Raw genomic sequence first — 13,602 nt, 5'->3', positions numbered from 1 at the left:
GCGGCGCCGGCTCAGTGCGTCGCGGTCGAGCCCGGCGCCTGCTGGCCGGGCGGCGTGAACAGCCCGCCCACGTCGACCGGATCGAAGTGGTACTTGAGCCCGCAGAAGTCGCATGAGATCTCGACCCGACCCTGCTCCGCGATGATCCCGTCGATCTCCGGCCGGCCCAGGCTCTTGAGCATGCTGCCGACCCGCTCGCGCGAGCAGCTGCACGCGAAGCGCGGGCCGGAATCGTCGCGCAGCGCCGGGAAGCGCCGCAGCGGCTCCTCCCAGAACAGGCGGCGCAGGATCGTGTCGGCATCCAGCGTCAGCAGTTCCTCGCGCGTCAGCGTGCCGGCGAGCAGCGACAGCCGGTTGAACGATTCGTCCAGACCGATCAGGTCCTCGTTGCGCTGCGCGCCCTGCAGGTTGCCCTCTCCCTGCACCGGCAGGCGCTGGATCAGCAGGCCCGCGGCCACGTTGTCGTCCGCGGCCAGGATCAAGCGCGTGTCGAGCTGCTCCGACTGCAGCATGTAGTGCTCCAGCACCTCGCCCAGGTGCTGCAGCGGCTCGCGCTGGTCGCCGTGCAGCGCGACGACGCCCTGGTACGGCTGCTGCCCCGGCCGGCGCGATTTCGGGTCGAGCGTGATCGCGCAGCGGCCCTGGCCGTGGACGTTGAGCATCGCCTCGAGCCGCGCGCTGTCGGCCACCTCGCCGACGACCTTCGCGGTCACGCGGAACGCGAGGTCGTCCTGCACCTCGGCCACCGCGAGCTTGACCGGCCCGTCGCCGAACATCTGCAGCACCAGCGCGCCGTCGAATCGCAGGTTCGACTGCATCAGCACACCGGCCGCCGCCATCTCGCCGAGCAGCGCACGCACCGGCGCCGGGAACGCATCGGCGGCGTCGGCGCGGCGCGTCAGCACCTCCTGCCAGCTGTCGGTCAGCCGCACCAGCATGCCGCGCACCGGCAGCCCCTCGAAGATGAATTTGTGCAGCTCGCTCATCCGATCTTCTTCAACCCGCTCGCGAAGCGCCGCGCGTTCTCCACGTAGTGCTCGGCGCTGCGCTGCAGGCCGGCGATCTGCTCCGGCGTGAGCTGGCGCACTACCTTCGCGGGCGAGCCGATGATCATCGAGCCGTCGGGGAACTCCTTGCCCTCGGTCACCAGCGCACCGGCGCCGACCAGGCAGTTCCTGCCGATCTTCGCGCCGTTGAGCACCACCGCCTGGATGCCGATCAGCGAGCCGTCGCCGACCGTGCAGCCGTGCAGCATCACCTGGTGGCCGACGGTCACGTTCGCGCCCAGCGTGACCGGGTAGCCCCGGTCCGCGTGCAGCACGCTGCCGTCCTGCACGTTCGAGCCCTTGCCGATCGACAGCAGCTCGGTGTCGCCGCGCAGGATCGCGCCGAACCACACGCTCGCGTCCTCGGCCAGCTCGACGTGGCCGATCACCTGCGCGCTGTCCGCGACCCACGCGCCGGGCGCGAGACGGGGGCGGTGGGCGTCGAGTTCGTAGAGGGCCATGCGGGTCACCGGTCAGTCGTTCGGAAGCCCGCGATTCTAGGCGTCGGCCCGTGGCCGCCGCGGGGTGGGGCCTATGATCGCCGCCCATGAGCTTCGACGCATCCGTCCCGGCGCGGCAGCACGCGCTGGACCTCCTCGCGCTGCCCGATCCGCGCGAGAAGGCGATGCGCACGCGGGCCCTGTTCGATGCGCTCGACGCCCTGTCGATGGCCCCGGCCGCGCAGCTCGAACCGACCGGGCCGCTGCCCGGCCGCCCGCCCCTGCCGCGTCTGGTGCCCGCCAAGTCGGTGCCCACGCGCTCGCCGTTCACGCTCGACGGCCGCGCCGCGCTGCTGCACGCGGTCACGCACATCGAGTTCAATGCGATCAACCTCGCGCTCGACGCCGTCTGGCGCTTCCCGGGCATGCCGCCCGAGTACTACCGCGACTGGTTGCGCGTGGCCAGCGAGGAGGCGCTGCACTTCACGCTGCTGCGCGAGCACCTCGTGACGCTCGGCTTCGACTATGGCGCGTTCGACGCCCACGACGGCCTCTGGTCGATGACGCAGCGCACCGCGCACGACCTCACCGCGCGCATGGCGCTGGTGCCGCGCACGCTCGAGGCGCGCGGCCTCGACGCCGCCCCGCCGATGCAGGCCAAGCTGCGCCAGGCCGGCGACCTGCGCGCGGTCGAGATCCTCGACGTGATCCTGCGCGACGAGGTCGGCCACGTCGCGATCGGCAACCGCTGGTACCGCTGGCTGTGCACGCGCGACGGCCACGAGCCCCTGTCCTACTACGCCGAACTCGCGCGCCGCTACGAGGCCCCGAAGCTGCGCCCGCCCTTCAACACCGGCGCGCGCCTGGCGGCCGGGTTCACCGCGGCGGAGATCGCCGAACTTTCATGACGCGACCGACATGACCACCACCACCGTCTTCATCGCCGGCTTCCACCACGAGACCAATACCTTCGCGCCCTCTCCCGCCGACTGGGCCGCGTTCGAGGCCGGCGCCGGCTACCCCGCGTATGCGCGCGGCGACGCGATGCTGGCGCAGATGGCGCCGACGGCGCAGGCGCTCGGCGGCTTCATCGGCGAGGCGGTCGAACACGGCTGGGACCTGCGCCCGTCGGTCTGGGCCGGCGCGATGCCGTCGAACCGCGTCACCGCGGACGCCTTCGCGCGCATCTGCGACGAGATCGTCGAGGACCTGCAGCGCGGCGGCTTCGACGCGGTGTTCATCGACCTGCACGGCGCCGCCGTCGCCGAGGGCGCCGACGATGCCGAGGGCGAGCTGCTGGCGCGCATCCGCGCCGTCGTCGGCCCGGCGATGCCGCTGGTCACGACCCTGGACCTGCATGCCAACGTCACCGCCCGCATGCTCGACCAGGCGACCGCGATGACCGCCTACCGCACCTACCCCCACGTCGACATGCGCGAGACCGGCGTGCGCGCCGCGCGCATGCTGGCGCGGCGGATGGTGCCGGCCGCGGCGGAACGCGCGCTGCATGCCGAGCGCGTGCCGTTCCTGCTGCCGCTGAACGCCCAGTGCACGCTGATGCAGCCGGCCGCGTCGGTGATCACGCTGCTGGAGCAGATCGAGGCGCAGCACGATGTCGAGCTCAGCTTCGCGATGGGCTTCTCGGCCGCCGACTTCGCCGAATGCGGCCCGGTGCTTTTCGGGTACGGCATCGACCCGGCGCGGGTGCGCAGCGCGGTGCAGCAGCTGCACACCGAGGTTGCGGTGACACGGCGCGCCGACTGGAAGGTCGAGCTGCTCGAACCCGACGACGCGATCGAACGCGCCATCGCGCTCGCGCTCGCGCCCGAGGCCGAGCGCCCGGTCGTGATCGCCGACACGCAGGACAACCCCGGCGCCGGCGGCGATGCCAACACCACCGGCCTGCTCCACGCGCTGCTGCGCGCGCAGGCCGGCGCGCGGCTGCCCGGCGGCGTCGCGATCGGCCTGCTGTTCGATCCCGAGGCGGCGCAGGCCGCGTGCGCCGCGGGCGTCGGCGCGACGCTGCCACTGTCGATCGGCCGTGCCGTCGGCATCGTCGGCGGGCGCACGACGGAGCCGGCGGTGCGGGCCGGGGCGGCACGCGTGCTCGCGGTCAGCGACGGCGTCGTCGCGATGCACGGGCCGATGACCGCGGGCGCGACGATGCGGCTCGGGCCGAGCGCGTGCGTCGAGGTCGAGGGCATCCGCGTGCTGCTGGCCAGCGCCAAGGCGCAGATGCTCGACTTGGACCTGTACCGCTACCTCGGCGTGGAACCCGAGCAGATGAAGCTGCTGGTCAACAAGAGCTCGGTGCACTTCCGCGCCGCGTTCGCGCCGATCGCCTCGCACATCCTGGTTGCGAAGGCGCCCGGCCCGATGGCCGCCGACCCGGGCGACCTGCCGTGGACGAAGCTGCCGGCGGGCATGGCGACCCGGCCCTGACGAACCCGGCACCGGCGGCTACAGCGGCGCCATGAAGTAGCGCTTCAACCCGGCCAGGATCATCTCGACCGCGATCGCGGTCAGCACCAGCCCCATCAGCTTCTCGAGCGCCGAGACGACCGAGTCACCGATCAGCCGGCGGATGCGGTCGCACAGCAGCAGCACGGCGCCGGACACCGCCATCGCGCCCACCAGCGCGCCGACCCAGGAGAGCACCTTGTCCGGCTGGCGCGACGCGAGCAGGAGCACCGTCGCCATCGCCGACGGCCCCGCCAGCAGCGGCACCGCGAGCGGGAAGATCAGCGGCTCGCGCCCTTCCGGCACGCCGTATACGCCACCGGCGTGGCCGAAGATCATGCGGATCGCGACCATCAGCAGGATCACGCCGCCGGCCACCTCGAGCGCGCGCTCGGACAGGCGCATCACGTGCAGGAAGCCCTCGCCGAGGAACATGAACGCGACCAGCACGCCGAACGCGATGCCGACCTCGCGCACGGCCACCCAGGCGCGGCGCTCCGGCGGCACCGTCCGCATGATCGGGATGAAGACCGGCAGGCTGCCGAGCGGGTCGAGCACGAGCAGCAGCAGGATGAACGCCGAGAGGAAGCTGTGGTCCATGCGGCGCGATTGTGGGGGCCGCGCGCCGCCGCGTCGATCAACCCGCGGGCACCTTGCAGCCGGGGTCGCGCGGCAGCGGAACGACGTCGAGCGCACGCCCCCACAGCGCGCGCCACGGCGCCCAGTCGTGACCGCCCGGTTCCGTGAACACGTGCGACGGCGGCAACGCGGCGGCGAGCAGCTCGTCGCCCGCCCGGAACCGGTCGTCGAGCCCGTAGCCGAGGTAGAGCGCCGGCCGCTGCGGCGGCTGCACGACACCGGCGTAGGGCTGCAGCCAGCGCCACACGATCGTGTCGATGTCGCCCGGGTCGAGCGCGCCGGTCGGCGCACGCCAGCGCTGCACGCCGCCCTGCGCCCGCAACTCCTCGGTGAGCGCGCGTTTGCCGAGGTACGGACCGAGCGCGACGATCCCGTCGATCAGTTGCGGCTGCCCTTCCGCATAAATGAGCGCGCCGAACGCGCCGATCGAGATGCCGAGCAGCCAGACGTGGCGATAGCCCTGCGCGCGCGCCGGGCCGATCACGTCCTGCTGCAGCCGAACCGCGATGCTGCGGTCGCTGTAGTAGCCGACGTGCGCGTCGACGATCACGATGTCGGCCGCGATGCCGCGCGCGCGCACCGCCGCGACCATGCCCTCGTCGACGAACTCCTCGGGCCGCGACCACGAGCCCGGCAGCATCACCAGCAGCGTGTCCGGCCGCGCGGTGCACGGCGCGGGCAACCGCAGCGTGCCGATAGGCACCGTCACCGGCCGCCACAGCGCGCAGCCGCCGAGCCATGCCAGGCACACGCCCCCCGCGAAGCGGCGGGCTTTCGTGAACGCGTGATTCGTCATATCTGAATATCATCCCGCCAATGGTCCAGCTCGCACTCAGGCGCCCGTACACCTTCATCGTGATGGCGATGCTGATCGTGCTGGCGACGCCGTTCGCGCTGCTGAAGATGGCGACCGACATCTTCCCCGAGATCGACATCCCGGTCATCAGCATCATCTGGAACTACAACGGCCTGTCCGCGCAGGAAATGGGCCAACGGATCACGGCGCAGAACGAGCGCAGCCTGACGACGACGGTCAGCGACATCGAGCACATCGAGTCGCAATCGCTCGCCGGCATCGCGGTGATCAAGGTCTTCTTCCAGCCCGGCGCGAACATCCAGACCGCGCTGGCGCAGGTCGTCGCGATCGCGCAGACGCAGCTGCGCCAGCTGCCGCCGGGGATCACGCCGCCGCTGATCATCAAGTACTCGGCCTCCAGCATCCCGGTGATCCAGCTCGGCCTGTCGAGCCCGGTGCAGCCCGAGCAGGCGCTGTTCGACGCCGCGATCCAGACGCTGCGCCCGCAGCTGATCACGATCCCCGGCGTCGCGGTGCCGTTCCCGTACGGCGGCAAGAACCGGCTGATCTCGGTCGACCTCGACATGGCGGCGCTGCAGGCGCGCGGCATGGCGCCGGCCGACGTCGTCAACGCGATCAACCTGCAGAACCTGATCCTGCCCGCGGGCACCGCCAAGTTCGGCGCCACCGAATACGCGGTGCGGATGAACGGCTCGCCGAACGAGATCGCCGGGCTCAACGACCTGCCGATCCGCACGGTCGGCGGCACCACCACCTACCTGCGCGACGTGGCCTACGTGCGCGACGGCTTCTCGCCGCAGACCAACATCGTGCGCCAGGACGGCGTGCGCGGCGTGCTGCTGTCGGTGCTGAAGAACGGCGGCGCCTCCACGCTCGACATCGTCTCCAGCCTGCGCGCGCTGCTGCCGCAGGTCGCGCAGGTGCTGCCCGCGGACATCAAGATCACGCCGCTGTTCGACCAGTCGGTGTTCGTCAAGGCCGCGGTCAAGGGCGTGGTGATCGAGGCGCTGATCGCCGCGGCGCTGACCGCGGCGATGGTGCTGCTGTTCCTCGGCAACTGGCGCAGCACGCTGATCATCGCGCTGACGATCCCGCTGTCGATCCTCAGCTCGGTGCTGGCGCTGCAGGCGCTCGGCCAGACGCTGAACCTGATGACGCTTGGCGGCCTGGCGCTGTCGGTCGGCATCCTGGTCGACCAGGCGATCGTGACGATCGAGAACATCGAGCGTCACCTGCACATGGGAACGAAGCTGAACGAGGCGATCCTGACCGGCGCGCACGAGATCGGCGCCGCCGCGTTCGTCTCGACGCTGTGCATCTGCATCGTGTTCGTGCCGATGTTCTTCCTGTCCGGCGTCGCGCGCTTCCTGTTCGTGCCGCTGGCCGAGGCGGTGGTGTTCGCGATGGTCGCGTCCTACCTCCTCTCGCGCACGCTGGTGCCCACGCTGGTGATGCTGCTGATGGGCGGGGTGCACGCGGCCCACGCCGCCGACGCCGCGAGCGGCCGGCCGGCCAGTGCGCTGCAACGCCTGTACCGCCGCTTCGACGCGCAGTTCGAGCGCGTGCGCCGCGCCTACACGCTGATGCTGTCGTCGCTGCTCGCGCACCGCGCGCGCTTCGCAGTTGCGTTCCTCGCGTTCTGCCTGCTGTCCTGCGGGCTGTACCCGTTCCTCGGGCGCGACTTCTTCCCGACCGTCGACGCCGGCCAGATCCGCCTGCACATGCGCGCCGCCACCGGCACGCGGATCGAGGAAACCGCGCGCATCGCCGACCAGGTCGAAGCCGCGATCCGCGAGCTGATCCCGCAGGACCAGCTGGAGACCATCCTCGACAACCTCGGCGTGCCGAACAGCGGCATCAACCTGTCGTACAGCAACGCCGGGACGATCGGCACGCTGGACGGCGAGATGCAGCTCTCGCTCAAGGAAGGCCACCGCCCGACCGAGGAGTTCGTCTCGCTGCTGCGCGCCGAACTGCCCAAGCGCTTCCCCGGAATCGAGTTCTTCTTCCAGCCGGCCGACATCGTCACGCAGATCCTGAACTTCGGCCTGCCGGCGGCGATCGACGTGCAGTTCACCGGCAACAACATCACCGCCAACGCCGCGCTCGCGGCCGAGCTGACCAAGGAGATCCGCCAGATCCCCGGCGCCGTCGACGCGCACGTGCACCAGCGTCTGGACGCCCCGGCCGTCGACCTGCAGGTGGACCGCTCGCGCCTGCAGCAGCTCGGCCTGACGGTGCAGAACGTCGGGCAGAACGTGCTGATCGCGCTGTCCGGCAGCTCGCAGACTGCGCCCGCGTTCTGGCTCAACCCGCAGAACGGCGTGGTCTACAGCATCGCGGTACAGACCCCGCAGTACCGCGTCGATTCGCTCGACGCGCTGCTGAACCTGCCGGTCGCGTCGACCGGCGCGGCCGCCACGAACAACGGCAGCACGCAGCTGCTCGGCAACCTGGTCGAGGTGGCGCCGGGGCGCCAGCCGGCGATCGCATCGCGCTACAACATCCTGCCGGCGATCGACGTCTACGTCAGCGTGCAGGGCACCGACCTGGCGAGCGTGGCGACCGCGGTGAAGCAGAAGGTCGCGGCGATCGAGAAGAAGCTGCCGCGCGGCAGCCAGGTGGTGATGCGCGGCCAGGTGCAGACGATGGAGGCGTCGTTCATCGGCCTGGGCGTGGGCTTGGGCGTGGCGATCGTGCTCGTGTACCTGCTGGTCGTCGTGACGTTCCAGTCGTGGATCGACGCGGCCATCATCATCACCGCGCTGCCGGCCGCGCTCGCCGGCATCGCGTGGATGCTGTTCATCACCGGCACCACGCTGTCGGTGCCGGCGCTCACCGGCGCGATCATGACGATGGGCGTGGCCACGGCCAACTCGATCCTTTTGGTCTCGTTCGCACGCGACCGGCTCCAGGCCGGCGTGCCGCCGCTCTCGGCCGCGCTCGAGGCCGGCGCCACCCGCATCCGCCCGGTGCTGATGACCGCGCTGGCGATGATCATCGGCATGATCCCGATGGCGCTCGGCCTCGGCGAAGGCGCCGAGCAGAACGCGCCGCTCGGCCGCGCGGTGATCGGCGGGCTGCTGTTCGCGACCGTGTCCACCCTGCTGTTCGTGCCGGTGGTGTTCGCCGGCGTGCACCGGCGCCTCGCGCAGCGGCGCACTGCGCAGGCCGATCACGGCGCGCCGCCCGCACACCCCTTGCCCCAGGAGTCCTGACCCCATGACAGAGCAACGCCACGCGGCGCTGGGCATCCATGCCATCGACGCGGCCGACGGAGAACCCGGCGAGCACCTGAAGCGCCAGCAGGTCGTGCGCCGCGCGAAGGTCCTCACCGTCGTCGTGCTGGTGCTGCTCGCGCTCGGCGCCGGCCGCACCGTGTTCAGCCGACTCGCGAACGCGAAAGCGCTGGAGACCGGCACCGCCGAGCGCGCGGTGCAGTACGTGAAGACCACCACCGTGAAGGGCGGCGATGCGAGCCAGACGATCGCGCTGCCCGGGACGCTGCAGGGGCAGGTGCAGTCACCGATCGCGGCGCGCGCCAGCGGCTACCTGAAGCGCTGGACCAAGGACATCGGCAGCACGGTCGCCAAGGGCGAGCTGCTCGCCGAGATCGAGACGCCGGAGATCGACCAGCAGCTCTCGCAGGCCGTGGCCGCGCGCCAGCAGGCCGCCGCCAGCCTCGACCTCGCGAAGAGCACGCTCGCGCGCTGGGAGGGCCTGCGCCAGAAGGACGTGGTCTCGCAGCAGGAGCTCGACGAGCGCCGCAGCGCCGCGACCCAGGCCCTCGCGAACGTGGCCGCGGCCGACGCCAACGTGCAGCGGCTGCGCCAGACCGAGGGCTTCAAGCGCATCGTCGCGCCGTTCGCCGGCGTGATCACGCGGCGCAATGTCGACGTGGGCGACCTGATCGACGCCGGCGGCGGCAGCAGCCGCGCGTTGTTCGTGCTGACGCAGGTCGATCCGCTGCGCGTCTACATCAACGTCCCGCAGTCGTACGCGCAACTCGTCAAGCCGGGCCAGAAGGTCGTCGTCACGCAGGGCGAGCTGCGCGGGCAGCCGTTCGAGGGCACGGTCGCGCGCACCGGCGCGTCGCTGGACGCGAGCACGCGCACGATGCAGGTCGAGGTCGCGCTGCCCAATCCGCAGGGCGTGCTGCTGCCCGGCGCCTACGTGCAGGTGCAGCTGCCGCTGCGGGCCACCGCCACGCTCGCGGTGCCGGCGAACACGCTGCTGATCCGCGCCGAAGGCATCCGCGTCGCGGTGCTCGACGCGCAGGGCACGGTGGCGCTGCGCCCGGTGAAGATCGGACGCAACCTCGGCGAGACCGTCGAGGTGCTCGACGGCCTGAAGCCGGCCGAGGTGCTGGTGCTGAACCCGCCCGATTCGCTGGCCAACGGCGACAAGGTGGCCGTGGCCCCGGCAACGGCGGCCAGCGGCGCCAAGGACGCGCCGTGAGGCAGCCGCGCGCCGGCCTGCGCGCCGCGCTGACCGCCATCGCCATCGCCCTAGTCCTCGCCCTCGCCGGCTGCGCCACCGGCCCGGCCTACCAGCCGCCGCCGACGCCGATGCCGGTCGCCTGGAAGATCGAGCCGCCGTGGCGCGAGAGCGCGCCGGCCGACGCCGCCCCCAAGGGCTCGTGGTGGCTGCGCTTCGGCGACGCCGAACTCGACGCGCTGCAGCGCCAGGCGCTCGCGAACAACGCGACGCTGCAGATCGCCAGCGCGCGGCTCGCGCAGGCACGCGCGCAGGTCGCGGGCGCGTCCGCCGGGCTGTTCCCGCAGATCGGCCTGGGCGCGCGCGTGCAGCGGCTCAAGAGCTCGGCCAACCGGCCGCTCAGCAACTACGCGTCGCCGAACGTCTCGACCGTGCAGGACGACTACGCGCTCGCGCTGACCGTCAACTACGAGGTCGACCTGGCCAGCCGCGTCGCGAGCTCGATCGAGGCGGTGCGCGCGAGCGCCGAGCAATCGACGATCGACCTCGAGAACACCCGCCTGCTGCTGACCGCCGACCTCGCCACCGCGTACTTCAACCTGCGCGGTCTCGACGCCGAACTCGACGTGCTCGCCCGTTCGATCGCGCTGCAACGCCGCGCGCTCCAGTTCGTGACCGCGCGCCACGACGGCGGCGCGACCTCCGGCCTCGACGTGGCGCAGCAGCAGGCGCTGCTCGACAACACGCTGACGCAGGTCGACGTGCTGCGCCGCCAGCGCGACCCGTTCGAGCACGCGATCGCGACGCTGACCGGCACGCCCGCGCCGCTGTTCACGCTCGCGCCGGATGCAGACCCGCAAGCGCGCATCGGCGCCGCACCGAGCATCGCCCTCGGCGTGCCGTCCGACGTGCTCGAACGCCGCCCCGACGTGGCGTCAGCCGAGCGCGCGATGGCCGCCGCCAACGCGCAGATCGGCGTCGCGCGGGCCGCGTTCTACCCGAGCATCCTGCTCGCACCGTCGCTCGGCGTGGACAGCCGTGAACTCGCGAGCCTGTTCAACGCGCCCAGCCTGCTGTGGTCGCTCGGCGTGACGGCGACGCAGACGCTCTTCGACGGCGGGCGCCTCCGCGCGAATGTCGACTTCGCCGCCGCCGGCTACGACGCGACCGTGGCCAACTACCGCCGCGTGGTGCTGACCGCGATGCAGGAAGTCGAGGACGGCATCACCGGCCTGGCCGCGCTCGAACGCGCGACCGCGCAAGCCAACGCCGCCGTCGCCAGCTCGCGCCGCGTGCTCGACATGGCGACCAGCCGCTACGAAGGCGGCGCGACGACCTACCTCGACGTGATCAACGCGCAGCAGGCGCTGCTCGGGGTGGAGCGGCAGGCGACGCAGTTGGCGAGCCAGCGGCGGGTGACGTCGGTGTTTTTGATCAAGGCGTTAGGTGGGGATTGGGAGGGGGCGGCGCAGCGGCAGTCCCGCGCCAACTGAGCGGTTCTTGTTTGCCGCAGCCGGCGATTGGGACGGACTGCCTGAGAGAGATTGCAATCGGTCACGCACGAATCCTGACCGTCACCTGCTGGCCACAAGCGGCCGCTCGTCAAGGTCCGCGTTCGGCACGCTACGGCAAAAGGTTTTCGCGCCGCCATCCGTATGGCGACCAAAGATCGTGCGATCCGAGGCGTTCGGATTCTGGGGTGTTGAAGCTTCGGAATCCACAGACCGCCATTGAGGCGGGGGCTCTTGCGCATGCAGAACGCGATCGAACTGTCGTCCAATGTCGCCTTCCGAGACTGGCCGGTCACTGTGCTCCTGACGAACCGCTCCAACCGTAAATCCATAAGCGGCAAAAGCCGTCGTAGCCGTTCGCTTCCTCGCGGTCGGTCGAAAACGTGCCGTTCTTACCAACCCAGGTCTGGGCGCCTGCGCGGGCATCGGCGCAGCTCTTGCCCAAAAACATGCGTGTGGCGCGGGTCGGCGATGAGGGCGGCACCACGTTGGGCATGGTCGCAGGCACGGCAGCCGGCAACGTTGGTGACCTGGACTTTTCGTCGAACGTTAGCGAGCCGGTGGAGGCCTGCAATCTTTGCGGTTTCTCTTGCTGGCGCGCTGGCTCGGCCGCCATCTGCTGGCGCGACTGTTCGTCGTGCCGGCGCTGCGTTTGCGCCCGTTCGGCCGCCTGCGCGTCGGCGCGCGCCTGCTCGGACTGCTGGCGCTGTCTGGCCAGTCGGGCGGCCTCCTCGTCCTGGCGCTGCGTGGCCTGGTTGATCAACTTCACTTGGCGTTGCCGCTCGGTGCGTTGCTGTACCTCGGCCTGCTCGCGCTGGCGTTCGACCTGCTGGGCCTGCTGGGCCTGAACGCGGTTCGCGGTGTCATTCAGCCGCGCCATCGACTGCGCCAGCGCCCGTTCGCTGGCGGCCCTGGATGCATTCAATTTCGCAGCCCGGCGCGATCGGTCGGCTTCTTCCTCGGCTTCCGCGCGCGCGTCCTCCTGCGCCGCTCTTGCAGCCTGCGCCTGGTACTGGCGGCGTTGCTCTTCAAACTGACGTGCCTGCTCCTGCCGCCGCAATTCCGCCAGGCGCGCTTCCTCGACCGCGCGGACCTTGCTGCTCTGCACGCTGCGGCGCAGCTTGGCGAGGTCCTGTTCGGACAGCTGGCGCGGCGCCTCCACAGCCGGCGCGGAGGCCTCGCTATCCGGTACCGGCGTCTGCGCGCCGGACGCCACGGGCAGGCATAACAGCGCCAGTAATGCGACGCACATGAAGTGTTGGTCGTTCGTGGGCATGGTTCAGAAACCCGTAGAGGCGGTCTTGTCGCAACTCGCGATCAGAAACTTCATCGCATATTCGACTCGATCCAGCATCTCCGGGTTGTTGCTCACGAACAGGAGATGCGCATTGAATCTCGGGTCCTGCACATTCGCGGCGATAACGTTGGTGCCGCGGCTTGTCACGGTCTTGCCCCAGACGATGTAGTAGGGACCGGCGTATTTGACAGCGGGATCCTCGAATTTCGACGTCTTGGTGACGCGGTAGGGCAACTCGTCGTAGCCAAAGAACGTCTCCTTCGATGCGGTTCCGTCCTTGACCTCGGTTTCCCCGGGTTTCTCCTGCGTGGTGGTTTCGATGCGGGTCGCGCAGTCATTGGTCTGGGCACGGGGGTCGACATTCGCCACGCTGATGACGCTCAGCGGATTCTTCAGCCGCGCAGTCGCCGGGTCGGTGCCACCGCCCCCATACGGACCGTCGTCTTGCGGTACCCCATTCTTCAGCCAACGATTCGTATAAGTCTTGGTGCCCTCCACAGTCATGGCGCCTGAAGTCTTGTCGAGGGCCTGAAGATAAAGCGCTCCATCCTTGGCCAGCATGGCCAGGAATTTCTGTGCACCCGCCGCCGTCTGCTGTTGGGCGCCCACTGCGGGAACGAAGCCCGCCATCGCACAAGCCAGCGCAATCGGCGCGAAACGGTTGACCATGGACCTCCCCTTCGACAAATGCTGCAACGTCAGCCGGATACCGTCATAGGCTCCAGCACTGGACTCGGCGCGCAAATTGGCGCGCATCCCGGGATTCTGAGGGAGGGAGCGTTCGGCTAAAGCGTCGCGGTCCGCGCCAACTGCTCGCTTGCGTGAATTTCTTGCGCCGCGGCGGGTTGCCGCGCGCGCCAGCGCTTCTTTCGTCCTTCGTGCCTTCTGACCCACGATCTTGCCCTTGTTCCACGGCACGGGCCGAACAGCGTTGCCGCTGGATTCCATGATGGTC

The 13,602-nt window shown here is 70.5% G+C and carries 11 protein-coding genes; 5 read left to right on the top strand and 6 right to left on the bottom strand.

Annotation, left to right across the window (positions count from 1 at the left end):
• Nucleotides 1–11: 11 nt before the first annotated feature.
• On the bottom strand, nucleotides 12–986 hold the full coding sequence (locus ASC76_RS16020; protein WP_056468413.1) for an Hsp33 family molecular chaperone HslO: 975 nt from the start codon (nucleotides 984–986) through the stop codon (nucleotides 12–14).
• Entirely contained in the window at nucleotides 983–1,507 is a 525-nt protein-coding gene (locus ASC76_RS16015) for a gamma carbonic anhydrase family protein (protein WP_056468410.1), read from the bottom strand. Before ASC76_RS16015 ends, ASC76_RS16020 begins: the two co-directional genes overlap by 4 nt.
• 86 nt (nucleotides 1,508–1,593) lie before the next feature.
• Here ASC76_RS16015 and ASC76_RS16010 point away from each other — a divergent pair, with 86 nt between their 5' ends.
• Nucleotides 1,594–2,394 (top strand): ferritin-like domain-containing protein, encoded by an 801-nt coding sequence (locus tag ASC76_RS16010; protein ID WP_056468407.1) that lies wholly within the window; start codon nucleotides 1,594–1,596, stop codon nucleotides 2,392–2,394.
• Nucleotides 2,395–2,404: 10 nt separating this feature from the next.
• Nucleotides 2,405–3,928 carry a M81 family metallopeptidase gene (locus ASC76_RS16005; protein ID WP_056468404.1) on the top strand — a complete coding sequence of 508 codons (1,524 nt, stop codon included), beginning with the start codon at nucleotides 2,405–2,407 and terminating at the stop codon, nucleotides 3,926–3,928.
• Between the two features lie 18 nt (nucleotides 3,929–3,946).
• Here the strand turns inward: ASC76_RS16005 and ASC76_RS16000 are convergent, their stop codons facing one another.
• On the bottom strand, nucleotides 3,947–4,546 hold the full coding sequence (locus tag ASC76_RS16000) for a MarC family protein (protein WP_056468401.1): 600 nt from the start codon (nucleotides 4,544–4,546) through the stop codon (nucleotides 3,947–3,949).
• Between the two features lie 37 nt (nucleotides 4,547–4,583).
• Complete coding sequence (locus ASC76_RS15995) at nucleotides 4,584–5,381, bottom strand: alpha/beta fold hydrolase (RefSeq protein WP_235580487.1); 798 nt, start codon at nucleotides 5,379–5,381, stop codon at nucleotides 4,584–4,586.
• A 20-nt stretch (nucleotides 5,382–5,401) separates the two neighbouring features.
• On the opposite strand from ASC76_RS15995, the gene ASC76_RS15990 reads away from it, so the two are divergent.
• From ASC76_RS15990 to ASC76_RS15980, 3 genes are read left to right on the top strand one after another with little or no spacing between them, the layout of a single operon-like run.
• Nucleotides 5,402–8,620: an efflux RND transporter permease subunit gene (locus ASC76_RS15990; protein WP_056468398.1), complete on the top strand. Its 3,219-nt coding sequence runs from the start codon at nucleotides 5,402–5,404 to the stop codon at nucleotides 8,618–8,620.
• A gap of 4 nt (nucleotides 8,621–8,624) precedes the next feature.
• Nucleotides 8,625–9,860, top strand: coding sequence for an efflux RND transporter periplasmic adaptor subunit (locus tag ASC76_RS15985; protein WP_056468395.1), 1,236 nt, complete (start codon nucleotides 8,625–8,627; stop codon nucleotides 9,858–9,860).
• The gene (locus ASC76_RS15980) at nucleotides 9,857–11,332 is read left to right on the top strand and encodes an efflux transporter outer membrane subunit (protein ID WP_235580486.1); all 1,476 of its coding nucleotides are present in this window, start codon (nucleotides 9,857–9,859) and stop codon (nucleotides 11,330–11,332) included. The genes ASC76_RS15985 and ASC76_RS15980 overlap by 4 nt, the downstream gene beginning before the upstream one ends.
• A 310-nt stretch (nucleotides 11,333–11,642) precedes the next feature.
• Here ASC76_RS15980 and ASC76_RS25435 read toward each other — a convergent pair whose 3' ends face one another.
• Both ASC76_RS25435 and ASC76_RS15970 read right to left on the bottom strand, forming a co-directional pair.
• Nucleotides 11,643–12,626 (bottom strand): hypothetical protein, encoded by a 984-nt coding sequence (locus tag ASC76_RS25435; protein WP_157615752.1) that lies wholly within the window; start codon nucleotides 12,624–12,626, stop codon nucleotides 11,643–11,645.
• Nucleotides 12,627–12,629: 3 nt separating this feature from the next.
• Entirely contained in the window at nucleotides 12,630–13,595 is a 966-nt protein-coding gene (locus tag ASC76_RS15970) for a hypothetical protein (RefSeq protein ID WP_157615750.1), read from the bottom strand.
• Between the last annotated feature and the right edge of the window lie 7 nt (nucleotides 13,596–13,602).

The organism is Rhizobacter sp. Root404, assembly GCF_001425865.1.
In the GTDB taxonomy this organism is placed as follows: domain Bacteria; phylum Pseudomonadota; class Gammaproteobacteria; order Burkholderiales; family Burkholderiaceae_C; genus LMDS01.
Note: the sequence above shows the minus strand (reverse complement) of the source record. Positions and strands in the feature narration are given on the sequence as shown.